The organism is Trichocoleus sp. FACHB-46 (genome assembly GCF_014695385.1).
In the GTDB taxonomy this organism is placed as follows: Bacteria; Cyanobacteriota; Cyanobacteriia; order FACHB-46; family FACHB-46; genus Trichocoleus.
Genome location: NZ_JACJOD010000031.1, coordinates 1 through 26,533 on the forward strand (window position 1 = coordinate 1; position 26,533 = coordinate 26,533).

The window sequence follows — 26,533 nt, forward strand, 5'->3', positions numbered from 1 at the left end:
GGTGCTATCTTGGCTTTCAAACTATTTTCTTTTCTAGGTGCGGGGGCCGACTGATTCGGTGCGCTTCCGCGCCCCTTCTCTCTCGACCGCTTAGCCAATATAACGAAGTCCACATAAGACTGTCAAGGGGTGGGGGAAAGTTTTTTGGGAAAATTTCAAAGGCTCTCTGTGTCGAGGTTTGCGTGACAATAGTACAGAAGAGATGCCAGAATGCATCGTGCTTGCGCAGAAGGGGGAGTTTGTGAATTTTCAGTCGGTTATTGCTACTCTGCATCAGTTTTGGAGCGATCGCGGTTGCTTGATCGTCCAGCCCTACGACACAGAAAAAGGCGCTGGAACTAAAAGCCCGCATACCTTTTTGCGGGCTATTGGACCAGAGCCTTGGTCAGTTGCTTATGTTGAGCCCTGTCGTCGGCCTGGAGATGGGCGCTATGGAGAAAATCCAAATCGAGTGCAGCATTATTATCAGTATCAAGTGCTGATTAAACCCTCGCCAGACAGCATTCAAGAAATCTATCTAGATTCTTTAAGAGCGTTAGGTATTCATCCAGAGGAGCATGACATCCGTTTTGTAGAGGATAACTGGGAAGATGCAGCAGTTGGAGCCTGGGGTGTTGGCTGGGAAGTCTGGCTAGATGGCATGGAGGTGACACAGTTTACTTACTTTCAGCAGTGCGGTGGTATTGATTGCCGCCCTGTTTCCGTTGAGATTACTTATGGTTTAGAACGATTAACGATGTACCTTCAAGGGGTAAACTCAATTTTCGACATTCGTTGGAATGATGAGCTGACCTATGGAGATGTACACCTCCAAGGAGAGGTTGAGAACTCGACTTACAACTTCGAGGCTTCAAACCCAGAACTACTGTTCACGCTGTTTGAGTTGTATGCGCAGGAAGCAGAACGACTAATGCAGCAGGAGCTAGTTTTGCCTGCATTCGATTACGTCTTGAAGTGTTCTCACACATTCAATTTATTGGATTCTAGGGGAGTTATTTCTGTTACTGAACGTACGCGGTATATCCTAAAGATTCGCAATTTGGCACGGCAGGTAGCTCAGCTTTATTTAAAGCAGCGAGAGGCATTGGGATTTCCGCTACTAGAATTTCAAAAGACTAAAGTGTCTTCACTCTAAGTATTAAAAGATTAAAAGTAGTCTTTAGCACTTGAGAATTTTCTGTTTCGGAGAGGTCTTCAGGTTCGACGTTGAGCCAACTTCTATGCTTAGCTATCTACTGTCACTATAGTGATAGACCTAGAGCTATTACTGAAGCATAAAGGAAAACAAATGTCGGGATTGAGCGAATTCCTGGAACCAATTGCTGCTTGGTTCCGCAGTCTGGGTATTCCTGAGCCCGTTGTGCATTGGGGGCATCCTGCCATGATGGGCATCGTAGTTGTTGCCATGGGTAGTGCTGTTGGCATCACCGGATGGCGCAGCCGACTAGCAACTGATTTTACGATCGCAGACCAAAGCCGCAATGCACATCCTAAGATTGCTGGTTGGATGTTTTTGTTTATGGCTTTGGGTTTTACGGGTGGTGTTCTATCACTAGTGATGCAACAGCAGCCAGTTCTTGAAAGCCCTCACTTTTGGACGGGCTTGGTGGTGTTGAGCTTGTTAGCTTTTAACGGTGTAATTGCTCTCGCAGGTTTTGGTGGTAACAAATCACTGCGTACAGTTCACGCTTTGCTAGGGAGCATTGCCTTGTTGCTGATGCTGGTTCATGCGGGGTTAGGTTTGAAGTTAGGGTTATCAATCTAGTTCAGGAGGCGATTGATGACCCTAGCGGGTATTATTCTATGTTTTGCTTACATTCTGGGATTGTTGATAACTACAATCCCAGGCGGCGGTTATTTATTGCTGGGGCTGGGCATTGTAGCAGCCTTGCTAGCTCGCCAACGTTTTGCTATTCCGCCCGCGATCGCCCGTTCGTTACGTTTACCAGAAAGTTGGCAACTAAAATGGAATCCTAAAGTTTGTATAGCTGCTGGATTGGTGGGGCTTTTAGCCAGCCTATACTTTCAAGCCCGTACACCCTATCCAGCGGCAAACGATGTCAGCAAACTGATTAGCTCCTCATCGGTTAATTCAGAGCAGATTGTGACTGTTCAAGGAAAGGTCATCGGCTCACCGCGCCTGACTCGGAGTGGGCGATCGCAGTTTTGGATGAAAGCAACCCAGGTCAGTCAGGTAATTGTTCCAGCACAAGTAGCTAACTCCAACCAAGCGGTTAGTGGCAACCTGTATGTAACGCTGCCTTTGTTACAGGGAACAGGTCTGCGATCCGGACAAGCGATCGCAGTTACAGGTAAGTTATACGAGCCGAAGCCTGCTCAAAATCCAGGAGAGTTTGACTTTCGTGCCTATCTGGCGCAAGAAGGGGGATTTGCCGGTCTCAGCGGTCGTCAAATTAGTTTGACACCAGGGACGCCCATTCCTCAGTGGGGCTGGTGGGCGATTCGTCAAAAAATCATTCAAACACAGGTACGCTGGCTAGGCAGTCCTGAAGGACCGCTAGTTAGTTCTATGGTGCTGGGCAGTCGTGCAGTTGATTTGCCTTATGACATCAAAGATCAGTTCGCCAAAATCGGTTTGGCCCATGCGCTAGCGGCTTCAGGATTCCAAACTTCGCTCATTTTAGGATTAGTTCTAGTCTTAACTCGGCGCTTTCCAGCGCGGATGCAAATAATTTCTGGGACAGGGGCGCTAGCTATATTTGTAGGTTTAGCAGGTTTACAACCCGCTGTGCTGCGAGCAGCTTTGATGGGATTTGCAGCTCTGGTTGCTTTAGGAACCCAAAGAAAAATCAAGCCTTTAGGTTCTTTATTGGTTGCAGCGACGTTTCTACTGTTATGGAACCCGCTGTGGATTTGGGACTTAGGGTTTCAATTAAGCCTGTTAGCCACCTTAGGTTTATTGGTCACTGTCCCGCCTGTGATTAAGCGGCTAGATTGGCTCCCTCCTGCGATCGCAACTTTAATTGCGGTGCCAATTGCTGCTTATTTATGGACTTTACCTTTGCAACTTTATGCTTTTGGGTTGGTTTCTCCCTACAGCATTGTGGTGAATTTTCTAACGACTCCATTGATTTCAATTATTAGTATTGGTGGCGTTGTTAGTGCCTTAGCTGCCTTGGTTTGGCCTTTAGCCGGAAGTGCGATCGCTTGGTTGCTTTACTACCCTACTCATGGGCTGATCGCCATTGTCGATTTCTTTAGTCGATTACCGGGTAATTCCATTGCGGTAGGAACTATTTCTACGTTGCAACTCGCCGTTTTGTATGGCCTGATTTGTCTTGCTTGGCTACAGACCTGGTGGCAGCGGCGCTGGTGGGCAGCAGGTCTGATTGCTGTTGGCTTAATTGTGCTACCCGTCTGGTATAGCTACACAACCTTGTTTCGGGCAACTGTCCTAGCGACATCTGGAGAACCCATCTTAGTAGTTCAAGACCAAAGTCGCGTTGGCTTGGTGAACAGTGGCAACGAAGCGATCGCTAGTTTAACAGTGTTGCCATTCCTGCAAAAGCAAGGAATTAATCAAGTCGATTGGGCTGTGGCTACAGACACTCAGCATAATCATCAAGGCTGGTCTCAAATTGTAGATCAGCTGCCAATTAAAGCTTTTTATACAAGCGCCGCCTCTAAAGTTAGGGCTAGCGATCGCCCACCTGCCATAGCGTCTGACCAGAAGGCTGTGCCTCTCCCTAGCCTAGCTGCCCAAAAGCATTACCAGCTCTTAGCTTCAGGTCAAACAATTCAAATTGGTTCTACTGCTGTACAACCTGTCAGTACTGATTTAGCTGTCTGGGCCTTTAAGCTGTACGACCAGCCGTGGATCTGGCTAAGCCATCTCAAGAGCAGTGAACAGAACGCTTTGGTAGAGTCAGGCCAATTAGCTCCAGCACAGGTACTTTGGTGGACTGGCGAACCCTTAACAAATAGCTTATTAAAAGCGATTCAGCCGCAAATCGCGATCGCCTCTGCTACCTCCATTGATCCAGATACGTTGGCCCAGCTCCGCCAGAAGAAGATTGAGGTTTACTGGACTGGGCGAGATGGAGCTTTGCAGTGGCAACCGAATCAAGGCTTAACTAGGACTCTAGAATCTACAGAAAACGAGGTTCCTCTACTGTAGAATGGGTAAATCCCTCTAAAATAAATAGAGACCAAACCTCTGGAGAGGTGGCAGAGTGGTTGAATGCGGCAGACTCGAAATCTGTTTTGGGGCGACTCAACGGGGGTTCGAATCCCCCCCTCTCCGTTGACAACAGCAGAAATACCGGATGGCTAGCTGAATCAGCTGAAAAAAGGGTTGGAACTTTCCGGTATCGATCATGCTGAGAGAATTAAGTTCGATTGCACTGTTAACCCCCGCTTTGCTGAGCGTAGAAGGCCTGAGTTTTGCTGACAAGAGTCAGGCGCTCAACCTGCCCCAGCTCGATTCCTCACTTAAAGATTTGGTCTGCCAAAATAACTGGAACCGAGCCATTAAGGCAATGGGACCCCGGATCGGCAATCCTCAAATTACATCCCAAGATCGGCAGCAACTGATTGAATTTCGTCATCAACTGCAAGACTGGCAAGCGGCAGGAGCAAAGGTTTCTGAGCTTCCTGGTTGTGAGGGAGTCGCTGTATCGGTAGATGGACCTACAATCGAATACTCAGCATCCACTAGTTTGGATTTTGAAGCAGGATTGGAGTCAGTTGTAGCCATGCGCTCTCTACCGAAAGGATATATCGGGTATGCGGGCCTCTCCCAAGCAGCTGACTCGGTCGATCGCAGTTGTCGCGTAATTGACGCTAGAGGCAAAAGAATTGATCTGAGCGTTTTATGCGACGGACAGTAGCCAATTGGGCTCATGCTCTAGTGCCTTAATTTAATCTAGGCGATCGCTCCCCTCCTATATTTTTGTCTCAGGAATTAGGGGCGATCGTTTCTTTTAGTTGCAAGGAAATGAATCTGATATTGATGACTATTGCGTATAACCCTGCTTATCCTTTGATGGCGACTCCCTTGTACATGTAACCGCCTATTTTAGGAAGAGTAGTGACGTAAAACTTGTCTAATTTCAAGATTTCGAAGTGGTTCGCTTCAACCAACTGCTGAATCTGGCGATTGAGGTGACAACCATCTCCAATCACTTTTTGTAGAGGCGTAAGGCGATTTTGCCAGACCTGAACTTGGGGGTCTTCGCTCAATCCATGCTCAACAAAGAAAAACTTGCCCGATGGCTTGAGCACCCGATGAATCTCCTGCAAAGCTTGATCCACTTTGGCAATGCTGCATAAAGTCCAGGTACTCACCACACTGTCAAACGTATTATCCGCCATTGGCAAATTCTCACCATTTAATAGGCGATGATCTACGGCAATCGCCGTAGATTGAATACGTTTTTGCGCCAAAGCACTAACACCTGGATTCACATCCACCGTTGTAATTTTCTGAATTTGGCAGGGATAGTATTGCAGATTTAATCCAGTGCCAAAGCCGATTTCTAAAACTTCTCCTTCTACTTCAGCCAATAGTTCTTGCCGATACTGCGCCAAAGCGGGGTGAGACATACCCCAATCGAGGAGTCGTGGAAAAATCACTTGTGAGTAAAACCGCATATTAATATCTCCTCAATTTCCTGCACTTTTCTTTTTCTTAACAGATACCAAACTGTTTCTCAGCAAAAACTCAGTCTGATAGGTCTTAATACACAAATAAGCCCAGTCTTGTCTGGGGCGATCGCACTTTTGTCCTGACTAGTTGGAGAGTTTCATGAAAGCTAATTACCTAACCACTTTGGCCGCTGTTGCAACCCTGAGCTTCGGTGCTCTTGTTGGCTGCTCCTCAGACACCAGCACCACTCCTACCAATGGTGGCACCGCAACTGAAGCTAGCCCTGCTGTAACCGAAGCCAGCCCCGCTGCTGGTGCGGCTGATAGCACTGCCAAGCCTGCTGAAGCTGAGAAAGCAGCTGAAGATGCTTCCAAAGCGGCTGATAAGGCAGCTGATGCTGCTAAGGATGCTGACAAAGCTGCTGACACTGCCAAAGACGCCGCTAAAGATGCTTCTGCTGCAAGTGACGATGCTGCCAAGACAGACGCTGCTAAGCAGTAATTGAGCGAGTTTAACGCTACTTGTTGAGTACCTGTTACCTAGAAGATTAACTCTGAGGCTTGATCCTGTAACCAGAGCTTCAGAGATTACATTCTGACTTCAATTAATCAGAGATTGCTAAACACTTTTAGGACGCAACATCTTGCGCCCTAAATTTTTTGGGAGTTTATGAGCGCCGCCAAGCGAGCCAAGTCGAGAACAATTTTTTTATAGTAGGAGTTAGACGGGCGCGGTTGTAGGCATCTGCAGCTTTGCGAATTACTTCTGCTTGAGTGGGATAAGGATGGATGGTATTGGCGATCGCCCCCAATCCCAAATTTCCTACCATCGCCAAGGTTACTTCACTGATCATCTCCCCGGCATGGCGAGCCACAATCGTTGCACCCACAATTTTGTCAGTTCCTTGCTTGACATGGATCTTGGCAAATCCAGCGGTTTCTCCATCTACGATCGCGCGATCGATTTCCTCTAAAGGAACCAAGTAAGTATCTAGGTTAATACCTTGGGCTTCAGCCTGCGGCTCATACAAACCAACATGAGCCACCTCTGGATCGGTATAAGTCACCCAAGGCATGGTGAGCGAGCTCAGTTTTTTGCGTCCTAGAAACAGAGCATTCTGAATCACGATGCGAGCCGCCGCATCAGCAGCATGAGTAAACTTCCAATCCATACAAATATCACCCGCTGCATAAATGCGAGGATTGGTGGTTTGTAGGCGGTCATTCACCCACACCCCTTGAGTTTTGTCATACTTCACGCCTACCCGTTCCAAATCTAAGCCTTCGACTCTAGGAACTCGGCCCGCCCCTACCAAAATTTCATCTACAACGATTGAGTCAGGTTGGCCATTGCTCTCGTAATAAATGACTTTACCTGCACTGCTCACTTCAACTCGCTGAATTTGAGCTGACAACAATAATTGAATGCCTTCGTTGATGAAAGTTTGTTGAATTATCTCAGCCGCATCTGCATCTTCGCGATCGAGGAGGTGATCGTTCTTGTGCAACACCACCACTTCAGACCCTAGCCGCTGAAATGCCTGGGCTAGCTCACAACCGATAGGTCCACCTCCGACAACTGCCAACCGTTGCGGACGCTGAGTTAAGCGAAAAACAGTTTCGTTGGTCAAGTAGCCTGCTTCTGCCAATCCTGGGATCGCAGGCTCAACGGCGCGAGTCCCAGTAGCAATCACAGCTTGTTTAAACCGCAGCGTTTGACCTGCTACTTCCGCTGTATTGGAGCTGGTAAACTTAGCGGTGCCATAGAAAACATCAACTCCTAGCTGTTGAAAGCGTTGAGCTGAATCATGGTAGCTAATCTCGGCCCGCACTCGTCGCAACCGCTCCATCACGGTAGCAAAATCAACTTCCAGATTTTCTGGTATCTGAATGCCATGCTGTCCTGCCGCTTTCAAGTCAGCAACTGCCCGAGCAGAGCGAATCATACACTTCGAGGGAACGCAGCCCACATTGAGGCAATCGCCCCCCAACAAGTGCTTTTCTACCAGTGCAACTTTTGCTCCTAAGCCTGCCGCTCCAGCGGCTGTCACTAGCCCTGCCGTTCCTCCCCCAATGACCACTAAGTTGTAGCAAGCAGCCGGTTGCGGATTAGTCCAATGGTCAGGCCGTACCTGATTCACTAAAGCTTCGTTATACTCATCCATCGGTAGCACTTTTACCGACTCAACGCTTGGCTGAGACATCAGTTCCTCCTTCAGAAATTCCGTCTAAAGCTTTTTGGGCAACTTGAGTGACGTAAATGGTGACAACTACAGTGGCAACTAAGCCCACACTGTAGAAGATCAATTCCGCTGGGGAGCGCGATCGCCCTGTAGTTTTGGTAGCTAAAGTTGCCAAATCACCCAACAGGGATCCAATGTAAACATACATAATAGTGGGTGGCAGCATGCCCAAGCAGCCCAATCCATAATCTCGAAGAGAGACTTGCGTAATGCCAAAAACATAGTTCAACAATACAAATGGGAAGGCAGGAGAGAGTCGAGTCAACAGCACAATTTTGAGCCCCTCCCGTGCCACTGCTTGATCTACGGCGTTAAATTTGGCATGACCTTCAATCTGCTGAGCTACCCATCCTCTCGCTAAATATCTGCCGACTAGGAAAGCCGCGATCGCTCCCAACGTGGCTCCTACAAAGGCATAGATGGAACCAAAAACGACCCCAAATAACACCCCTGCTCCTAGCGTGAGTAAAGAGCCTGGAATCAAGCACAGAGCTGCAAAAATATAAATGCAAATAAAGGCGATCGGTGCCCAAACACCTAAATTCTGAATTTTCTCTAGAGCTATTGCCAATGAAGCTGACAAATTTAAATATTTAATCTCCTTTAAAAGAGCAACTACTACAATCAGCACACCAGCAAATTTGAACCCTAGAATCAATCTTTTCCTCAGCAGCTCTCGACTCATAATTTATTTACTTCAAAAAAGCTGAGCAGATGTTAAAGATAAATTTTATTCCCGCAACGCTTGAGGTCAAGCCTGATAGGATTGGGTGAAAAATTATCCTCACATATCTTCCAATTCATGTTAGGTCATAAACAATTCAAGGCTTTATCAGTTGCATTCTCTTTTACAATTCTCACTTTTTCATTTTCTAGCCAGCCTGCGATCGCGCAACTAAAAGTTGGTAGTTTGAGCGAAATTGAAGGAGATATCACCTGTGGTCGTGGAACTGGTGGAACCCTAGCCTATGCAGAAACCAAAAACTATTTAGTTTACATTTGTGGTGCAGAGGATGATCCCACTGCTCCGCGCTTCTACCGTAGCCGTACGAGAAATGGTGGCCCAGGGTTGAACCTAGAAGCCGTTAATTATGATCCTCGGCAATTACGCTATTTCGAGTTTAGAAACGACGACTACACCTATATTTTGCAAATTCCCACCTCCCGAATTCCTAACCCCGTGCTAGCAGTTGAATTTCCCAATGGGAAACGGGTTGAAGAGAGAGTAACCAGATATTTAGCTCGAACTGACGTAAGTACCCCAAGTCAAGGAGTTTGCTCATTCATTACTAGTAATTCTGTCAATATTCGGAGTGGCCCTAGCACCACTTATTCCGTGCTGACCCAGCTCAATCGCGGTCGTGTAGTCAGGGCACTGAATCGGCGGGGCAACTGGGTCAAGCTGGCAGGAGTTGAAGACCCAACCACCGAACGGGTACGCCCGATCAATGGCTGGGTTTCCAATGCATATATCAACGGCTGTTCAGAAGATCAGTTTGACCGATGGCGGAGGTAGTAGGCGATATATCAATGAAGAGATGAGAAGCGATCGCCACAGTTGCCTCGTTTACTCCTGAGGATTGACCGCAGAGAATAAAGCTGAGTAGTCTGCTTCGGCTAAACTCATCTTCTGAGCAATCTCTAAAATTGTTTGGACTCCTGCCAAACTGCTTACATTTAATCCTGCTAACTGAGCTGCTCCTAAGAACAAATTCATATCTTTCAGCAAATGCTTCGTGGGGAAATTGGGATTGGTGTAATTACGCTCCACCATGCGGGGTAACTTCTTGTCGAATGTCGGTGCGTACAAAGCACTATCCCGCAAAATGTTCATGAAAGTTTCCACATCCACGCCTTGCCGCATCACAAAGCCTAGACTCAAGGCAAAAGCCGTAGTCAACGAGCCAATTAATTGATTGAGCGCTAACTTGAGAGCCGCTGCACTTCCCACCTCGCCGATCAACTGCGGCTCTGGCCCTAGGTGTTGCAAGAGACTCAGCCAACGTTGGAACAGCTCTGGTGAACTTCCCACCATGATGATCAATTTACCTGCCTGCGCCTCTGGAATGCTGCCCAGCACAGGTGCTTCCAGATAGCTGCCTCCCGCCGCCTCAACTTCTACCGCGATCGCACAACTCTCCGTCGGGGCGATCGTGCCCATTTGAATGATGGTACGTCCTGCCAAGGCTGAGCGTGTTTCTGGTGATAAAACCACAGCCTGGATTGCAGGAGCATCTGTCAACATCAGCAACACACAATCTGCTTGTTGCAATACCTCTACTGGGGACTGAGCGATCGCAGCTCCAGCCTGTTGTAACGGCTCTAGTTTCTCTGGAGTACGGTTATAAACAATGACCGACAGATCAGCAGCCAACAGCCGCTCTGCCATCGGCAAACCCATCAAGCCTGTGCCAATAAACCCGACTGTTACCACTGCATTCCTCCACTTGTTCAGCGATCGTCGTTCTGATTCCCCATTAATACTACTGACTAGCGATCGCTCCCTGTCATCTGTCGGCTAATTTCTCTATAGCCTAATCAACTGAGTGAATTTTGCTTCTCTACATTTGAAACAAAAACTTTCACAAAAGGAGTTTCAGAAATGACTTGCTCCTGCCAAGCTAAGTTCTGAGCACCTAAATTTTGGGGTTGATAAGTTGGAATAGTAGACAGCACGGCACAAAGTTGTTCGTCTGGAAACTCCGGTGGCGCTAGACGAGACTCGTTTTTGACTCCAACAGATTTCATTTGAAAGCTAGATGAGCTTTGCTCATCCATTAGTACCCACAAGGGATATTCCCAGTCATCACCCCCTAAAGCCAAGCCAACCGAACGACATTGATGTTGCTGGATTAAGGCGATCGCTGCTCTGTAGGGGGCTTGCAATTCCTTACGTGCTCCGCTGAAGTAAGCTTCTGAACGTGACAAAGTCAGAATTGAAGCAGATTGTTCATCGGAACGATTAGGCAAAGCCAGGAGAGGATGTCTCATAGGCGTAAGGGCATATAGGATCGCCATGAATGCTAAAAGTACTAAGAATGCTCTACGCAGCTTCAAGGGTGCGATGCGATGTAGACAATAAGCAATTAAAGGAACATTCAATACAAACAAAGGTAAAAGTAAGCGATTTCCCCAAATCTGCCATTTCAATAGCAAACAGAAACTTAAAAAACTAACTAAATTAGCAATCGACAACATCAATAAATCTAGACTTTTGGTGCCTCGACTTAGGCTTTTCCAGCCAAAAATTAAGATAATCCAACCTAAAATTATTAACAGAAGATGGATAGGATTACCAACATAATCCTCATGCGGAGCTAGAACTTTAAGCAATGCTAAAGGAAGTTGTGATACATCCTCAGCTAGAGGAGTAGGAGAATAGTTAAACCTTGGATCGTTAACATCAACTTGCAAAACGCTCTGATGAATGAAAGCAATTAACTGCCAAAATCCTGGAATTGGCAAGTTGATGGCTAAATATTTTAGGATATTAGAAGGAATTTGAGGCACACCTAAGACCTCGTTCCTAGTTCCAAACTCTGGCCCCATCCAGCTGTCAAATAGCAAGTAATTTCTCCAGTAACTAGGCAGTGATAAGCCTAGGCTAGCTACGGAAATTAAAATGAAGCTTAAAGCAGTTAATCCAAACTGGATAATTACTTTTTTAAGCGTAGTAGGGTACTTTAAATTCTTATAAGCTAAGTTGCGAACCAGAAGAATAACCATTAGAGAAAAACCAAACACAAAGGCTGTTGGCTTAGCCAGAACACTTAATCCCAAAGATGCAGAAATCCAAAAATAGTCATGCGCTTTATAATCTTTTGTTCTAAAAATAAAGTAAACCAAGCAAACCAGCCAATAAGTAAGAGTTAAATCAGTTTGGGGGGTGGTAGCCTGCATAATAGCCATTGGCAGACTGGCACAAACCAACATAGTGAGCCATTTGGCAGCAGGCTGAGTTAATTTCTCAGCAATCAGGGAATTACCTCCTATAATTCCTAAAAATGCTAACCATTGAACACAGCTAGCGAAGCGATCGCTACGAGCTAATATTTGTAGTTGAGCAACCAAGTATCCTGTCCCGGGAGGCAAAGAAATTTGACGTATGTTATTGGTTGGATAGTAAGCAACTGTTTGATTTTGCAGCCAATGCATAACTCGTGGTAAGTGGTAAGTCATAGCATCCCAATTATTAGGTGCCGCAATCAGAGCAGTAGCTAATGTAAGGCCAAGAACACTGAACACCGTAAAAATAGAAATTAAGTTATCACAATCGGACAATCGCCAATTTAGATTTTGAAGTTTAAGCGGCTGTAGCGATCGCCGCTTAAACTTCAAACCCACCAATGCAGTGTTTAAAGCTAAAAGCAAGCTCCAAAAGCTGGCAACAGAGCTAGTTTCTAGAGAGTGGTTAAAGCTTAAAGCCTCAGTCAAAACTACAATCAATATTCCGTAAATGATAGACGATTTAATGAATGCATCTCTTAAACATAGACGCTGACCAGGCTCAAGAGAAATAAAAATAAGAACTGTGCTTAAAAAATTGAATGCAAGCAGCAAAATCAACATTTTAGCTCATCAACAACAGTGGCTATTTTCGCCTATAGTATATCGATGACTGATATTAAAAAACCCCCTAAGCGATCGCTCAAGAGGTTTAATATGCATTTTGAGTGGTTAATTTTTACTACTTAGCAGCTTTAAGCAGTAGCTCGGCAATCTCAGTCAATTGCTGTTTATTGAAAGCCTGAATTAGCGCTTTAGCAGTAAGTCTGGGTTCCATAAACATAGCTGGAGCAGTAGATTCAGGAATATAGCGCACAGGTTCTGGCACTGCGGCAAGACGACGTAGCTGTTGACTAGGTGCTACTTCATCTGCTCTGCCTGTCTGGACCAAAGCACTCGCTTCTTTTAGCTCCTTAATTACTAGAGGCGCTAGAACTTGATAGGAGTTCTTAGGATTGGCGATCGCGGCTTGAGCCGTTTTGACTAAGTTCTGCCAAGCATTAACTCCTTTGCCCAATTGCAACAAGCGAGCACACAAAGCTTGTAACTGTTGGCGGCTAGCAGCTGATTCTTTTTGCTTAAACAATTGCAGCATCTGCTTCAGGCCTACTGTAACCTGGGCAGTCAAATTATTGGCTGAATTTGCAGATTGAGCCTGAGGTTGAGCAGAAGCTTTAGGTTTGGCAGACTGAGCAGCTGCAACAGTCGATTTGATGTCCACACCAATAAGGCGATTCAGATAGTCTTGCAGCTCGCTAAACGCGGGTTCTGACTCTTGCAAAATCTGGTCGGCATCTTCATCTCTCAGACCAAATGGCCCTTGAAGGCAATCAACTAATTCCTTTAAAGCATCAAAACCTTTAAGGAAAAACGATTCTAGTTGTTGATCAACGGTGAGGGGGTGCTCTTGTAATAACTTAAAAGAGTCTTCTAGGCGATGGCCTATTTTGTGAATGCTGGTGAAGCCTAGCATTGCTGCCCCCCCTTTGATGGAGTGGGCTGCGCGAAATAGCTCATTCAATCGCTCTGAATCTGCCACTGTAGAGCGTAAATCCAGCAGCCCGCTTTCCAGAGTTTCGAGGTGTTCTTTTGCCTCTTCAATGAAGTAACCTAAGATTTGCTGCTGCTTTTGCTTCTCCATTTGCATGGCAGAGTCCCTCAATGTGACGATTTTATCCCTGCTAGATCCCAACGAAAAATCGGCAAACTGATCCTCGGCCCAGCTCAAAGGCTGAACTACTAGAGTCACGATTCTTGCCGAACCGCACCTCAGATCAATTGCCGCTCAATCTGTTATCAAAATAGCTGGGAAACGTAACCAATCGGCTTGGTGCCAATACCGAACTTTGTGTGGAGAATAGGATAAGAGATTCCAGTTCTCCGTATTTTATACAGGTCAAATTTGACAATGCAGAAACCTAGTACTTACGCAGGTGGTTGCCATTGTGGGGCAGTTCGCTTCCAGGTCAAGGTCGCTCGGCATGAAGCTGTTGACTGTAACTGCTCAATTTGTCGCAAAAAAGGATTTCTCCATTTGATTGTGCCGCCGGAAGACTTTACGTTGCTAGCTGGCTCTGAGGAACTAACAACGTATACCTTTAATACGAGTACAGCCAAACATCTGTTCTGCCGTACCTGCGGGATTCATGCCTTTTATCGGCCTCGCTCTCATCCCAACGATTTTGATGTGAATGTACGCTGTCTTGACGGTGATGTGTTGGCAAAGTTTCAAATTACACCGTTCAATGGCAGCCAGTGGGAGGAAAATATTGACCAGCTGCACTCAGAGTTAAACTCAGACACGAACATTTTTGGTCGTTAACCTACATTTGTTAAGCTCGATTGCTAGCTTAAGCCTTCCAGCCTTTCAGGTAAGATAAAGAACGGAAGTTCTGGGCAGAGGAGAGGGTTAGTTTGCCTACGCTTGGCGTTAACATTGACCACATTGCCACGATTCGACAAGCGCGTCGGACGGTGGAGCCAGATCCGGTGGCGGCGGCTGTTTTAGCAGAGTTAGCTGGGGCTGATGGCATTACCGTTCACTTGCGCGAAGATCGACGGCACATTCAAGATCGAGATGTGCGGCTGTTGCGACAGACTGTACGCACTCACTTGAATCTGGAAATGGCGGCAACCGATGAAATGGTGGCGATCGCCCTCGACATCAAGCCCGACTATGTGACCTTAGTTCCGGAACGGCGGGAAGAGGTGACGACGGAGGGTGGCTTGGAGATCGCAGGCCAGCAGGAGCGCATGGCGCAAGTGGTAGCCCAGTTACAAAATGCTGGAATTCCAGTGAGCTTATTCATTGATGCTGATCCTGCTCAAATTCAAGCTTCCACAGCCGTTGGTGCCAAATTTATTGAGTTGCATACAGGCCGCTATGCAGAAGCTCATGGTGAAGTGAGCCGAGCCAAAGAGCTAGAAGTTCTGGCAGAGGGGTGTCGGCAGGCGATCGCCGCAGGGCTGCGGGTGAATGCTGGGCATGGCCTCACTTACTGGAATGTTTATCCAGTAGCTTGCTTAGAAGGCATGGAAGAACTCAACATTGGGCACACCATCATCAGCCGAGCTGCACTCGTGGGGTTAGAGCGAGCCGTGCGGGAGATGAAGCAGGCCATGCGCGGAGAGCTATAGGCCAACAATTTTCAACTAAGTAATTTAAGAACGGGAATTATTCGAGATGCAAACCTACTATTACCTCGTCGCTAGCCAGCGTTTTTTATTCGAAGAAGAACCCTTTCATGAAGTTCTAGAAGAGCGGCATCGCTATTATCGCGAACAAGAAAAGGAAATTGATTTTTGGTTGGTGAAACAACCTGCATTTCTAGAAGCTCCAGAGCTGGCACCGGTGAAGGCGAAGTGCCCTCAGTCTCCGGTTGCGGTGATTTCTACGAATCCTCAATTCATTACTTGGCTTAAACTGCGTTTAGAGTTTGTTTTGACAGGAGAGTTTCAGGCTCCTAGCACCTCTATCCCTGACCCGCTTGCTTCTCTAGCATCGGTATCCTAAACTCCACTCAACAACGGAATTGTTGTCCCGTTTCTCTACTAGGCATGCTTGAGGTTTTTATACTGATGAAGCGATGTCCCTCTGTTTTACTGCTTTCGATCCTGCTAGCTGCTATGGAAGTAGTGGTTGGAGGCGGTGCGATCGCTCAGACTCGCTACTCAGCATGCCAACCCCCTAATGCCGCAGAGTATCTTCTCTTAGTGCCTGGCTCCGCAGCAGACAAACAAACCCAGTTAAAGCGAGTTTTGCCTGCTACAGCTGATTTGACAGTTTGCAATTACCAGAACCAAGTGGTCACTCGTGTGAGTGGGTTTAGTAGCTTGGGCATTGCTAATGCTTGGGCACAGTATCTTAAGGAAGTAAACGGCTTCGATGCGACTGTTGCCCGTCCTGCTGAAGCTCAAGCAACAAGACCTCCAGCACCTGAAATTCAACTACAGCCAACAAGTCCGAATTTAGCAAATCCAAATCCCAATAATTCAGCTTACAGTCCCCGACCCTTAGGGACAGGTTATGCAGTTTTAGTTGATTATTTCGATCAACCGGAAATTGCTGCTCAAGTCCGACAGCTACTGAGCCAGGATGTGGGCTTGGTTTCTTATGGGCAAAAACCTTATTTATTAGCAGGCTATACCACCAACCAAACGACTGCAAACGCTACGCTACAAACTTTGAGCGATCGCGGTTTTTGGGTCATGTTGGTAGATAGCCGTCGGGTTGTCTTGCTCAAACCTACAGTTATGATTTCAGCGGAATAGGTCAGGGTAGCGAGCGACTAAACCATGCGCTCACACCCACTCCTATACGCCTCGACCTAACATCGGTACGGCAAACCAAGAAATCGCGACGCCCAGCGCTGAACCCACGAAAACTTGCACAGGAGTATGGCCTAACAACTCTTTCAAGCGGGCTTCTGTAAACTCGTATTGTTCGTGCAGGACTTCATCAATAATTTGATTCAAAATCCGCGCTTGTTTACCCGCAGCTTGGCGCACACCAGCCGCGTCGTACATCACAATAATGGCGAAGATAAAGGCGATCGCAAACTCTGGTGTAGCCCAGCCTACGATTTGGCCTACGCCAGTTGCCAGAGCTGAAACTAGAGCAGAGTGGGCACTAGGCATACCGCCCGTCTCTACAAGAGCGCGAATATTTAACTTGCGATTTTTGGCAAGTTCAACGATCACTTTTAAGACCTGAGCTACAAGACAAGACACAAGCGCAACGATCAGCACCCGGTTGTCTAGGATGTCGGCAAAGTCCTGCATGTTGGTTTGCTTGGGTTAGAGAACGTCGATCAGATTTTGGATGTTGGATTTTAGATTTAGCACTAGAAAATCTAAAATCCAAAATACGGCAACAAGAGGCTTAATGGGTACGAGCAGTGATGAAGTCTGCGATCGCCATCAGTGGTTGAGCTTTGGCACCGTAGGTAGCCAACTCTGCTTTGGCCGATTCCACCAGTCGCTGAGCTTGGTTTCTAGATTCTTCAATTCCCCAAAAGCTGGGATATGTGGCTTTTTGAGCTTGGAGATCCTTGCCTGCGGTTTTACCCAACTCTTCCTGGGTCGCCGTGATATCCAACACATCATCGACGATCTGGAAAGCTAAACCGATGTTTTGGGCGTAGCAAGACAGCCGTTGCAGATCGGCCTCTGCGGCTCCTGCTAGCAAAGCCCCGGAAATGACAGATGCCTCTAGTAAAGCGGCAGTCTTATGGTTGTGAATGAAATTGAGAGTTTCCAGAGAGACATCAGAGCGTCCTTCGGACTCTAGATCTACGACTTGGCCTCCCACTAATCCAGCCGCCCCGACCGCTCGACCTAAACGAGCAATTACTTTGAGAACCTGTTCAGCGGGGACATTGCGAGTTTGAGTGGCAATAAATTCAAAGGCATAGGCAAGAAGTCCGTCACCTGCCAAGATCGCAATGTCTTCACCGTAAACTTTGTGGTTGGTCAACTTACCCCGTCGATAATCATCGTTATCCATTGCGGGGAGGTCATCGTGGATCAGGGACATGGTGTGCACCATTTCCAAGGCGCAGGCGGTTGGCATTGCCATGTCTGCTGTGCCGCCGAGCAAGGTGCAAGTCGCTAGACACAAAATCGGGCGTAAGCGCTTTCCTCCTGCCATCAAGGAGTAACGCATGGCCTCATAAATCTTTTCAGGGTAAACGACCTCAATAGAATGGTCGAGTGCTGCTTCAACCTGAACTTGCCATTCGCTCAGATAGGCTGATAGATCAAAAGGGGATTGCGGTTGGGACAAATGTGTTTCATCAGTCAAGACCATCCCTAGCTCTCTCCTACTCGTCATCTCAGGTTTTCTTCATCACAACTGGTTAGATTGCTAAAGGCTGCGCCATTCAGCTTCTATACATTCTACGGGGCTTGTTGCACGCCTTGATGACGTTGGATATAACTCCACACAGTATTTTGCAGTAACATGGCCACAGTCATGGGACCAACCCCACCCGGAACGGGGGTAATGGCACTGGCAACGGTCTTAACCGAGTCAAAGTGGACATCTCCGACTAAGCGGCTCTTGCCCTCAGCATTGGTGACGCGGTTAATCCCCACATCAATCACGACGGCTCCTGGCTTCACCATGTTAGCCGTAATCATTTCTGGACGACCGACCGCAGCGACGACAATATCGGCATTGCGAATCACTGAAGCGAGATCTGGCGTTTTGGAGTGGGCGATCGCGACTGTGGCATCGGCTTCGAGTAGCATCAGCGCGATTGGTTTGCCGACCAAAATACTGCGACCAATTACTACGGCATGTTTGCCTTTGGGATCGATTTGATATTCTTTCAACAGCTCCATCACACCCGCAGGTGTGCAACTGCGAAGCCCTGGCTCACTCCGAACCAAGCGACCCAAGTTGACTGGATGCAAGCCATCGGCATCTTTGTCAGGGTCGAGTTGGTTCAGCAGCGCCACACCATCCAAATGCTCTGGCAGGGGTAGCTGAATCAGAATGCCATCCACTCGCTCATCGTGGTTTAGTGCTTGAATGATTTGCTCTAGCTCTGCTTGGGTCGTAGTCGCAGGTAAATGCTGGCCAAAAGAAGCCATGCCTACATTTGTGCAAGCTTTTTCTTTGCCTCGCACATAGGCAGCACTGGCAGGGTTGTCGCCCACCATCAGCACTGCTAAACCTGGAGGGCGACCGTACTGAGCTTGAAGCGACTGAATTTGTTGAGCCAGCTCTGCTTGAATTTTTTGAGCGAGAGCTTTACCGTCGATGAGTTGAGCGCCGTGAGATTGCATCAAAGTTTAAGAAACATCTGTAGTCTAAAGCTGTTCCAAACATTTGTATCGATGCTAGAACAGTGGAGTTATTTGCTTTCTTAGTGTCTCAGATTTGGTTCATCCTGTAATCGTCCACCTCAAATTTCACTTCATTTAGTTAGGCGATCGCGCGGCCATCTAGGAGTATTGTGACCATGCTAGGGAAGATTCAGGCAATTCGACTTAGTGCTTTGATGCTCGTGGCGGGTGTGGTAGGTTGCAGTCCCTTGCCTCGATCAGGGGCTGGAATGCTCATCCTCAGGCCCAATGTTGATGTGACAAATATTCAGGCATTGCAGCAAGAGCAACAACTGGATCGCGTTGTCCACATCCAAGGCAAGGTAGTACGACAAGTGCCTTTAGTGCAAAAGCAAGCTTACGAGATTAAAGACCGAACGGGCAGCATCTGGATTGTGACGCAAAAGCAAGCGCCTAAATCCGGTGAAGCGGTATTAGTCAAGGGCAAAGTCCGTTACCAACAAATTCCCATCGGGAGTCAGGATTTAGGAGAAGTGTATGTTGAGGAGCAAACCAAGCTATAGGCTTGCTACCGTGATTCATAATCGCCATGACTGCTAATTCAGCCCCATCGGAAAACCAGGCAGTGTCGGGAACTGTCAATGACGCTCGTCGCGCTGTCGCGATCGCCATTCTGTATCGAGACAATCAATTTTTGCTACAACTACGAGATGACATTCCTGGCATTCCCTACCCTGGCTACTGGGCCTTTTTTGGGGGTCACTTAGAACCGGGTGAAACTCCAGAGGAAGCCATACAACGAGAATTACTGGAAGAAATTGGCTACCAACCGCCCGCATTAACAAAATTTGGCATTTATGCGGACGATAAGGTGGTACGGCATGTATTTCAGGGACCACTAACGGTTGGGATAGAGGCTCTAGTTTTGGGTGAGGGTTGGGATTTTGGTTTCTTTACCATCGAAGATATTAAACGAGGTGATCGCTACTCTGAAATTGCTCAGCAAGTCCGTCCGCTTGGCCCGCCCCACCAGAAAATTTTGCTCGATTTCCTGTCACATCCGTGCAATCCCTAGCAACGCTCTTGCTTCAGTTCTGCTACAGTTTCTAGAGCCACATAGTTCCAAAGATTCATGAAGTCGCGATCGCTGCAACCGCAACTGGCGAATCTACCCAACTATAAAGTTCGAGAAAGCCATAAAGCGAAGCATGTCAACCTCAAAATCTCGCCCCATCACGGCTTAGAGGTTGTTGTCCCCAAAGGATTTGATCACCGTCGTATTCCCGAAATTTTACAAAAAAAACAAAAGTGGATTGATAAGATTGCTCGGCAATTTGAAGCGCAGCAAGAGTTTTTAACTCCCACTGCTGCTGATCAGGGAGTGACTGAGATTGTGTTACAGGCGATCGCGGAGACTTGGCGAGTGGAGTATGTCCCCACCTCTAATCCTCACGTTGTCGTAACAGAAAAGCCAGGACAGCAATTACAGGTGAGAGGGGCCATTACCCATACAGACCTCTGCCACAAAGCATTGTGCAAATGGCTCGCTCACAAAGCTCGCACTCATCTGGTGCCTTGGTTACGAACGGTTAGTCACGAAGTTCAGCTACCGTTTGAGCAAGCTTCGGTCAGAGGCCAAAAAACTCGTTGGGCTAGCTGTTCCCAAAACAAGATGATTAGCCTCAACTACAAGCTGCTATTTCTACCTCCAGAAGTGGTGTGCTATGTGTTTGTGCACGAGTTGTGCCACACCATCCACATGAATCACTCTGCTGCGTTTTGGCAATTAGTGGGCGAAAAAGATCCAAATTATGAGCAGTTGGATGCTGAATTGCACAACATTTGGCGCTATGTGCCTGTGTGGGTAGAGCATTAATACGACGCCATAATACTAATAACAGAGAACATTAGTAGGCCGCTGATACCAATTGCTATCCCAATCCATGTGGTTCTTTGGTCAAACTTTAAGAAGTTGGCTAGCATTTTCTTGGCTTTTAGATCGTTCTGAATTTCAGGCTGTTTAGTCAACTCAGCTAGAGGTTTGACGTAGTTATAGCCTGTGGAATAAAAGGGGCCAACGTCAGGTTTCCTGCGAATTCTTTCGTAAATTCCAGGGTGGAAATTCTCAAAATAAGCTAGAAGATTTTTGTACCGTTTTGCATAGACCATATTCAAGCCTGTTGCAGCAGCTACGGTGAGAGCCACAGGAATAAGAGCAGCAACAGAGATTCTGGATTGACCAATATAAACTTGCTTTTTTAAGATTGATGTGAGTATTAAGTAGTCCATAAAGTTTTTGATCGTACTTGCAAAGATATAGTGTTGGCGATCGCAATACTGCACTCTCAGAAATCATTTTGTCCATTGCAAAGCAATTAAATAATATAAGATTCATGAGTACAGTTTTAATGAGGATGCAATAGTGAAATTAGCTTTGCTTTGTTGGCTTGCATCAAGCAGTAAGCGATCGCGCTCAAACTCTTTCAACCTAACGAGGCCAAACTTGAACAGCAATCTCGGCTAATTTATGTCCACGTCGCTGAATTTCGGATGCGTTCCAAGCATTTACATTTCTAAAATATTGGTTCAGAGCAAAGCTACTCTTCTCACTCAGGTATTCTAATTTTTCCGCAAATGGCTTATTTGAGAGTTCAGGATTGTAGGCAGTAAGAGTTAGATTCCCTAGAGTGTGCAGCCATTTTTCATATTGCTCGTTAGCATTAGCTCCAAGCATAGCCCGCCATTCATCCGTCAATGTTTGAGGCATTATGTGCTCGACAGAGAGACTCTCCGTTTTTATTTGCTCCTTCGATAAATTTTCAGCAAGGCTTTCTAATATGAGTTTTACTCGATCGTTGCGTCTATCTGTATATAATCTTTCTTCAACAATACTGCGCCTTAATGAGTCATCATCAGGCCAAACTTGAGTTAGTTGTAAACCTAGTAAAACTTGACGCAATGTACTTACTAAGTCACCAGACCAGCGCTCTTTTATTTCACGATACAAAGTATTAAAAACCTTATCCAATGCGTTAGATGGCATACCGCATAGCAGGCGACGTACAAAATAAGATTCAACATATCTTAGCGCTTGTTCAAACTCACCTAGCGATATATGTTTGTTTTTATAGTCATGGTGAAGGTTTAGGAGTAGAGGATAGCAAGTTGTAAAATCTAACCTCTTAAACCTATTGAACCATCTAAATAGTTTGGGTTCTTTTTCAGTTTCAGGGAAGTGGACTCGACGGTAGTAGTCCGCAAATTCAAGAACCTGCTTAAGTTCCTGCAAGGCATCAAGTTGTTTATTCTCAAAGGCTTGCTTAAAAACCTGATAGACTTGGTTTTGTTTAAGAGAAACTCCATCTTTGCGAAGATATTGCCAGAAGGCCAAGGTTAACTCATCTAGGTATCTACCTCTTGCTACTGCTTTAAATCCTTCTTGCAAAGGCAGCCAAGAATCAGAATAAATCTCATCATGTTTTTCTTTTGGTATCTGTAAAAAGAAGTAGTTGCGAATTAAATCTGCTTGTGTGAGTGGCGCTCCCTTATAATTTAGACTTTCAAAAATTAAATAAGGATTGTCATCATCGTTTAACGTAATGCTAACTAGTGTCAAACGTTCCAGGATTACAGTCTTGAGTTTTGATAAGTTAAGAGGAGTATCAGGATCTGCTGATTCACCCTTTTCCAGCTTATTCAGAAAGAATAGATAAGCTTCATCAATTCGCCCACGCTTTTCGGGTTCCTTGGCTTGAACAATTTGCTGGTAGAAGCTGGAGTCGGCCTGAGTTGGCAAAACTTTATATCGATCGTCTCCCTTCTTAAACTTATTGATCAAATAGTATTCATGTAGCTCCTCAGCCAGTTCAGAACCTTGTTTCTTTAAGAGATCCCTTAGTGCAATAAGTAATAGTGTCAGAGTTATTAAACGTTGTTGTCCATCAATCAAGAGATAAGGAGAGATACCATCAGCAGTTCCCGGCTCTGCAAGAGTAACAATAGGTCCAAGAAAATGATACTCTTCTACACCATCACTGTATAAACTCATTAGGTCATCCCAAAGAGTTTCCTAATTGCCTTTTTCCCATGAGTATGGTCTTTGGAAAAGAGGAACCTTAAACTGTTTACTACCCTCTAAAAGATTACGAAAGCTTGTTTCAGATGCTTTCATTCGATTGCTCCCTAAGCTTAAGAAAAAATTTAAAACTACCCACGCTTCTCATCTTTATAACACTAGATTAAGTGTCTGTCGGTGTGACCAAATCACTCTCATACGGAAATAGAATGAGCATTTATTCCAGTAAGTGAAATTCTGACAGACTTGCAGAGCGAATTTATCAAGCGATCCCGCTCGGAGAATTCTTGCAAGGTAATATTGATTCGAGTTGTGCGACTTGAAACTTGAAGGCGATCGCCAGCTAATTACAACGAGGGGGAAACCCTTGCGCTAAAGTCAGTAAAGGCTAGTGCGTATTGTTGAATTTATGACCGTGTCTCCCGCTGCATCTGCTGTTCCTGACCCCACCAATGGCTTGCCAGAGCGACTAGCCAAGCACACCGTTCGCTATGCCGATCATCGCTCTGTGAATCGGGAAGAGTTGACCCCGATGTTTCGGCAGTATGTGGACGTGAAAGACCAGTATCCCCATGCCATTCTGCTGTATCGAGTAGGCGACTTTTTTGAGTGCTTTTTCCAAGATGCGATCGCCGTGGCGCGGGAATTGGAACTAGTGCTGACGAGCAAAGAAGGGGGCAAAGAGGTGGGGCGGGTGCCAATGTCTGGCATTCCTCACCATGCCCTTGATCGCTACTCTGCCCAGCTTGTGGAGAAAGGCTACGCGATCGCCATTTGTGACCAAGTCGAAGATGCTTCAGAAGCACAGGGTTTAGTACGACGAGAAGTCACCCGCGTCCTCACTCCTGGCACCGTAATCGAAGATGGCATGCTGAATGCCCGTCGCAACAACTTCTTAGCCGCAGTCGTGATTGCAGGCAGTCATTGGGGCTTAGCCTATGCCGATATTTCTACTGGAGAATTTTTAACCGCACAATCCAGCGAACTGGATCAACTGACCCAGGAATTGATGCGGTTGCAACCTTCAGAAGTGCTGCTTCCCACTAACGCACCTGATCTGGGCGGGCTGTTGCGTCCCGGCGAAACTTCCGAACATCTGCCTGATTGCTTGCCAACTCAGTTTTGCTACACTCTGCGATCGCAAACCCCGTTCACGATTGGGGAAGCCAAGCCTAGGTTGATGCAGCAGTTTAAGGTGCGATCGCTGGAAGGCTTGGGCTGTGAGCATTTGCCATTGAGTATTCGGGCGGCGGGGGGCTTGCTGGAGTATCTGGAAGACACGCAGAAGGAAACTCAAATTCCGCTGCAATTCCTCCGCACCTATACCCTGACCGACTACTTAATTTTGGATCATCAAAGTCGGCGCAATTTAGAAATTACTCAAACCGTTAGGGATGGCACGTTTCATGGCTCTTTGTTGTGGGCCTTGGATGAGACAGTAACAGCGATGGGTAGTCGCACGTTGCGTCGTTGGTTACTACAGCCATTACTAGACATCAAAGGGATTCAGGCCCGTCAAGACACGATTCAAGAATTGGTAGAAAATGGGGCGCTGCGAGAAGATTTACAGCGTTTACTGCGTCAAATTTACGACTTGGAGCGGCTGGCAGGACGAGCAGGTTCTGGAACAGCGAATGCACGGGATTTGGTCGCTCTTGCCGACTCCTTTGAGAAGTTACCAGACTTGGCCAGCTTGGTGGCGACTGCGCGATCGCCTTACCTCAAGGCATTACAAACCGTACCCCCACTCCTAGAGCAGTTAGGGGAAAACCTGCACGCACATTTGGTTGATTCACCACCGCTGTACCTGACAGAAGGCAACCTAATTCGTCCGGGTGTAGAGCCACAGTTGGACACCATGCGTCAGCAATCAGAAGATGATGTGCAATGGCTGAAAGATTTAGAGCAGCAGGAAAGAGAGCGTACAGGTATTCCGACGCTGAAGGTCAGCTACAACAAAACTTTTGGCTACTACATCAGCATTTCCCGTGCCAAGGCTGAACAAGCACCCAAAGACTACATCCGCAAGCAAACGCTGACCAACGAAGAGCGCTATATTACGCCAGAGCTGAAGGAACGCGAAGCCCGAATGCTGACGGCCCAGGAAGACCAGAAGCGGTTGGAATACGAGATTTTCCTAGGGTTGCGATCGCAAGTTGGCGAACAAGCTGACTTGATCCGCACGGTGGCGAAAGCGGTAGCAGCGGCAGATGTGTTGTCTGCGTTGGCAGAGATTGCGGTTTATCGCGGGTATTGCCGTCCTGAGATGGCTGTGGGTCGGGAAGTCACTATCGTTGAGGGTCGCCATCCTGTGGTGGAGCGATCGTTACCCGCCGGCTTTTTTGTGCCAAATTCAACGGAACTGGGGCAAGAAGCATCAGGAGCAGTCCCTGATTTAGTGATTCTCACCGGACCCAACGCCAGTGGCAAGAGCTGTTATCTGCGGCAAGTGGGACTGATTCAACTGATGGCGCAGGTGGGTAGTTTTGTGCCAGCGCAGGCAGCCACGTTGGGTGTGTGCGATCGCATCTTTACCCGTGTGGGAGCGGTGGATGATCTAGCCACAGGTCAATCCACGTTCATGGTGGAAATGAACGAAACGGCGAATATTCTCAACCACGCAACGCCGCGATCGCTGGTTTTATTGGATGAAATTGGTCGAGGCACCGCTACCTTTGATGGTCTCTCGATTGCTTGGGCCGTGGCTGAACACTTAGCTAGCGAAATTCGCGCCCGCACCATTTTTGCCACTCATTATCACGAACTGAATGAACTCGCTTCGATCCTGACTAACGTGGCGAATTATCAGGTGACGGTGAAAGAGCTACCCGACCAAATTATCTTTTTACATCAAGTGCGACCAGGAGGAGCCGATCGCTCTTATGGCATTGAAGCAGGACGCTTGGCAGGTCTCCCAGGTTCAGTGATTCAGCGGGCTAGACAGGTGATGAGCCAGATTGAAAAACATTCCCGGATCGCGATCGGACTCCGCAAAGGAAGTCAGGTAGAAAATGCGAGTCGAGAGAAAAACGGTAAATCTCCAGCGACTCAACCAACTGAACAATTGGATATTTTTGGTGCTTAGTTCTGCAATTTTTTGACTTCTTTATAAACACTCATGCCAATTTGAATCGCTTCATTCAGCAGTCGGCCATACTCGCTAGCTTGACTGTTGACTTCTAATGTTCTCAAGGTAAGGAGATTATTTTCAATATTGGTAAATAACTCATGACGACGGGCAATAAAGCTTTTGTGCTGTCGCAAAATTTTTTCAGTCATTAAGGCACAAACCAAACTTTCTCTAGTTACTCGAAGTGCCTCCAAAACCTCATCTCGATTAATTAAATTTGCAGGCAAATGCCCAATCGCTGCCAATTTATCAATAATTTCTACTGCTTTAATCACTTCGTTGTATTTGTCGACTTCATCTAGCAAGTTTGCTAGCGAAGCTAAGCCTTTTTGCTTACTCCATAGATAAAAGTTCCAACCCAACATAAGGATAAAAGCAACACTCAAGTTGATGACAAAAAACTGTAAAGCTTGCTGGATTTCCCCTCCTACTTGCGCTGGGTTTTGAGTCAGAATAAAGCCAACGGGCAGAGTAAAAACTAAGATTAAAACAAAAACAGAAACTTCTGTGAGGCAAAAGAAGAAGAGTTTTTTCGAGTCTCGCCATACTGAAGGACGATACGTGCCGCCAAAAATTCCCCCAATAAAAATATCATTGACATCTAAGCCACTTAAATTTTCTAACTCTCCTTCGCCAATCTTCAAAGCTTTGAGATCAGATTGCATGATGGCATAGCCCTTA

Annotated in this window: 26 protein-coding genes, 1 tRNA gene and 1 pseudogene; 15 read left to right on the forward strand and 13 right to left on the reverse strand. The window is 46.8% G+C overall.

The genetic code is table 11. From position 1 onward, the window contains the following. Positions 1-241 precede the first annotated feature (241 nt). The 5 genes from glyQ to H6F72_RS18130 all read left to right on the forward strand — a co-directional run bounded on the left by glyQ (position 242) and on the right by H6F72_RS18130 (position 4,850). Positions 242-1,135, forward strand: coding sequence for a glycine--tRNA ligase subunit alpha (gene glyQ / locus H6F72_RS18110; RefSeq protein WP_190438699.1), 894 nt, complete (start codon positions 242-244; stop codon positions 1,133-1,135). A gap of 153 nt (positions 1,136-1,288) precedes the next feature. Beyond that, positions 1,289-1,765, forward strand: a complete 477-nt coding sequence (locus tag H6F72_RS18115) for a DUF4079 domain-containing protein (protein ID WP_190438702.1) — start codon at positions 1,289-1,291, stop codon at positions 1,763-1,765. A 15-nt stretch (positions 1,766-1,780) separates the two neighbouring features. Further along, complete coding sequence (locus H6F72_RS18120) at positions 1,781-4,138, forward strand: ComEC/Rec2 family competence protein (RefSeq protein WP_199299169.1); 2,358 nt, start codon at positions 1,781-1,783, stop codon at positions 4,136-4,138. 41 nt (positions 4,139-4,179) lie between these two features. Continuing rightward, positions 4,180-4,264: transfer RNA gene (locus H6F72_RS18125), tRNA-Ser, on the forward strand. A gap of 73 nt (positions 4,265-4,337) precedes the next feature. After that, on the forward strand, positions 4,338-4,850 hold the full coding sequence (locus H6F72_RS18130; protein WP_190438709.1) for a hypothetical protein: 513 nt from the start codon (positions 4,338-4,340) through the stop codon (positions 4,848-4,850). Between the two features lie 145 nt (positions 4,851-4,995). Here H6F72_RS18130 and H6F72_RS18135 read toward each other — a convergent pair whose 3' ends face one another. Beyond that, positions 4,996-5,613, reverse strand: coding sequence for a class I SAM-dependent methyltransferase (locus H6F72_RS18135; RefSeq protein WP_190438712.1), 618 nt, complete (start codon positions 5,611-5,613; stop codon positions 4,996-4,998). Between the two features lie 154 nt (positions 5,614-5,767). Here H6F72_RS18135 and H6F72_RS18140 point away from each other — a divergent pair, with 154 nt between their 5' ends. Then, positions 5,768-6,109, forward strand: coding sequence for a hypothetical protein (locus H6F72_RS18140; protein ID WP_190438715.1), 342 nt, complete (start codon positions 5,768-5,770; stop codon positions 6,107-6,109). A gap of 166 nt (positions 6,110-6,275) precedes the next feature. Here the strand turns inward: H6F72_RS18140 and H6F72_RS18145 are convergent, their stop codons facing one another. After that, on the reverse strand, positions 6,276-7,811 hold the full coding sequence (locus H6F72_RS18145; RefSeq protein ID WP_190438718.1) for a mercuric reductase: 1,536 nt from the start codon (positions 7,809-7,811) through the stop codon (positions 6,276-6,278). Further along, the gene (locus H6F72_RS18150) at positions 7,792-8,433 is read right to left on the reverse strand and encodes a TVP38/TMEM64 family protein (RefSeq protein WP_242017014.1); all 642 of its coding nucleotides are present in this window, start codon (positions 8,431-8,433) and stop codon (positions 7,792-7,794) included. The genes H6F72_RS18145 and H6F72_RS18150 overlap by 20 nt, the downstream gene beginning before the upstream one ends. A 219-nt stretch (positions 8,434-8,652) precedes the next feature. On the opposite strand from H6F72_RS18150, the gene H6F72_RS18155 reads away from it, so the two are divergent. After that, positions 8,653-9,366, forward strand: a complete 714-nt coding sequence (locus H6F72_RS18155; RefSeq protein WP_190438724.1) for an SH3 domain-containing protein — start codon at positions 8,653-8,655, stop codon at positions 9,364-9,366. Positions 9,367-9,417: 51 nt separating this feature from the next. On the opposite strand, the gene H6F72_RS18160 is transcribed toward H6F72_RS18155, so the two are convergent. The 3 genes from H6F72_RS18160 to H6F72_RS18170 all read right to left on the reverse strand — a co-directional run bounded on the left by H6F72_RS18160 (position 9,418) and on the right by H6F72_RS18170 (position 13,503). Further along, complete coding sequence (locus H6F72_RS18160; RefSeq protein ID WP_370527543.1) at positions 9,418-10,332, reverse strand: NAD(P)-dependent oxidoreductase; 915 nt, start codon at positions 10,330-10,332, stop codon at positions 9,418-9,420. A 56-nt stretch (positions 10,333-10,388) separates the two neighbouring features. Then, positions 10,389-12,419: a glycosyltransferase family 39 protein gene (locus tag H6F72_RS18165; protein WP_190438727.1), complete on the reverse strand. Its 2,031-nt coding sequence runs from the start codon at positions 12,417-12,419 to the stop codon at positions 10,389-10,391. A 118-nt stretch (positions 12,420-12,537) separates the two neighbouring features. Further along, complete coding sequence (locus tag H6F72_RS18170) at positions 12,538-13,503, reverse strand: Hpt domain-containing protein (RefSeq protein ID WP_242017015.1); 966 nt, start codon at positions 13,501-13,503, stop codon at positions 12,538-12,540. Between the two features lie 261 nt (positions 13,504-13,764). Here H6F72_RS18170 and H6F72_RS18175 point away from each other — a divergent pair, with 261 nt between their 5' ends. The 4 genes from H6F72_RS18175 to H6F72_RS18190 all read left to right on the forward strand — a co-directional run bounded on the left by H6F72_RS18175 (position 13,765) and on the right by H6F72_RS18190 (position 16,127). Continuing rightward, a complete protein-coding gene (locus H6F72_RS18175; RefSeq protein ID WP_190438730.1) occupies positions 13,765-14,178 on the forward strand; it encodes a GFA family protein in 414 nt (137 codons plus the stop codon). A gap of 92 nt (positions 14,179-14,270) precedes the next feature. Further along, complete coding sequence (locus H6F72_RS18180) at positions 14,271-14,993, forward strand: pyridoxine 5'-phosphate synthase (RefSeq protein ID WP_190438732.1); 723 nt, start codon at positions 14,271-14,273, stop codon at positions 14,991-14,993. Between the two features lie 46 nt (positions 14,994-15,039). Next, positions 15,040-15,369 carry an MgPME-cyclase complex family protein gene (locus H6F72_RS18185; protein ID WP_190438741.1) on the forward strand — a complete coding sequence of 110 codons (330 nt, stop codon included), beginning with the start codon at positions 15,040-15,042 and terminating at the stop codon, positions 15,367-15,369. A 113-nt stretch (positions 15,370-15,482) separates the two neighbouring features. Continuing rightward, complete coding sequence (locus tag H6F72_RS18190; protein ID WP_199299170.1) at positions 15,483-16,127, forward strand: hypothetical protein; 645 nt, start codon at positions 15,483-15,485, stop codon at positions 16,125-16,127. A 42-nt stretch (positions 16,128-16,169) separates the two neighbouring features. On the opposite strand, the gene H6F72_RS18195 is transcribed toward H6F72_RS18190, so the two are convergent. The 3 genes from H6F72_RS18195 to folD all read right to left on the reverse strand — a co-directional run bounded on the left by H6F72_RS18195 (position 16,170) and on the right by folD (position 18,647). After that, positions 16,170-16,637 carry a divergent PAP2 family protein gene (locus H6F72_RS18195; protein WP_190438748.1) on the reverse strand — a complete coding sequence of 156 codons (468 nt, stop codon included), beginning with the start codon at positions 16,635-16,637 and terminating at the stop codon, positions 16,170-16,172. A 100-nt stretch (positions 16,638-16,737) separates the two neighbouring features. Then, complete coding sequence (crtE, locus tag H6F72_RS18200; RefSeq protein WP_190438751.1) at positions 16,738-17,664, reverse strand: geranylgeranyl diphosphate synthase CrtE; 927 nt, start codon at positions 17,662-17,664, stop codon at positions 16,738-16,740. Between the two features lie 89 nt (positions 17,665-17,753). Further along, complete coding sequence (folD, locus tag H6F72_RS18205) at positions 17,754-18,647, reverse strand: bifunctional methylenetetrahydrofolate dehydrogenase/methenyltetrahydrofolate cyclohydrolase FolD (protein ID WP_190438754.1); 894 nt, start codon at positions 18,645-18,647, stop codon at positions 17,754-17,756. 176 nt (positions 18,648-18,823) lie between these two features. On the opposite strand from folD, the gene H6F72_RS18210 reads away from it, so the two are divergent. From H6F72_RS18210 to H6F72_RS18220, 3 genes are read left to right on the forward strand one after another with little or no spacing between them, the layout of a single operon-like run. Then, positions 18,824-19,210, forward strand: coding sequence for a hypothetical protein (locus tag H6F72_RS18210; RefSeq protein ID WP_190438756.1), 387 nt, complete (start codon positions 18,824-18,826; stop codon positions 19,208-19,210). A 26-nt stretch (positions 19,211-19,236) separates the two neighbouring features. After that, positions 19,237-19,722 carry an NUDIX hydrolase gene (locus H6F72_RS18215; RefSeq protein WP_190438758.1) on the forward strand — a complete coding sequence of 162 codons (486 nt, stop codon included), beginning with the start codon at positions 19,237-19,239 and terminating at the stop codon, positions 19,720-19,722. Positions 19,723-19,779: 57 nt separating this feature from the next. Next, positions 19,780-20,523, forward strand: coding sequence for a M48 family metallopeptidase (locus H6F72_RS18220; RefSeq protein ID WP_190438760.1), 744 nt, complete (start codon positions 19,780-19,782; stop codon positions 20,521-20,523). Here H6F72_RS18220 and H6F72_RS18225 read toward each other — a convergent pair. From H6F72_RS18225 to H6F72_RS30820, 3 genes and pseudogenes are all read right to left on the reverse strand, one after another. Further along, entirely contained in the window at positions 20,520-20,936 is a 417-nt protein-coding gene (locus H6F72_RS18225) for a hypothetical protein (RefSeq protein WP_190438762.1), read from the reverse strand. The genes H6F72_RS18220 and H6F72_RS18225 overlap by 4 nt on opposite strands. Before the next feature lie 199 nt (positions 20,937-21,135). After that, positions 21,136-21,690 carry an HNH endonuclease family protein gene (locus H6F72_RS30815; RefSeq protein WP_255527357.1) on the reverse strand — a complete coding sequence of 185 codons (555 nt, stop codon included), beginning with the start codon at positions 21,688-21,690 and terminating at the stop codon, positions 21,136-21,138. A gap of 468 nt (positions 21,691-22,158) precedes the next feature. Then, positions 22,159-22,701 (reverse strand): annotated as a pseudogene (locus tag H6F72_RS30820) (DUF262 domain-containing protein); the annotation flags it as partial. A gap of 430 nt (positions 22,702-23,131) precedes the next feature. Between H6F72_RS30820 and mutS the strand changes: the two are divergent. Further along, positions 23,132-25,807 (forward strand): DNA mismatch repair protein MutS, encoded by a 2,676-nt coding sequence (mutS, locus tag H6F72_RS18235; protein WP_190438774.1) that lies wholly within the window; start codon positions 23,132-23,134, stop codon positions 25,805-25,807. Here the strand turns inward: mutS and H6F72_RS18240 are convergent. Continuing rightward, complete coding sequence (locus H6F72_RS18240; RefSeq protein ID WP_190438777.1) at positions 25,804-26,517, reverse strand: hypothetical protein; 714 nt, start codon at positions 26,515-26,517, stop codon at positions 25,804-25,806. The two genes, mutS and H6F72_RS18240, sit on opposite strands and share 4 nt — an antisense overlap. Positions 26,518-26,533: the final 16 nt, after the last annotated feature.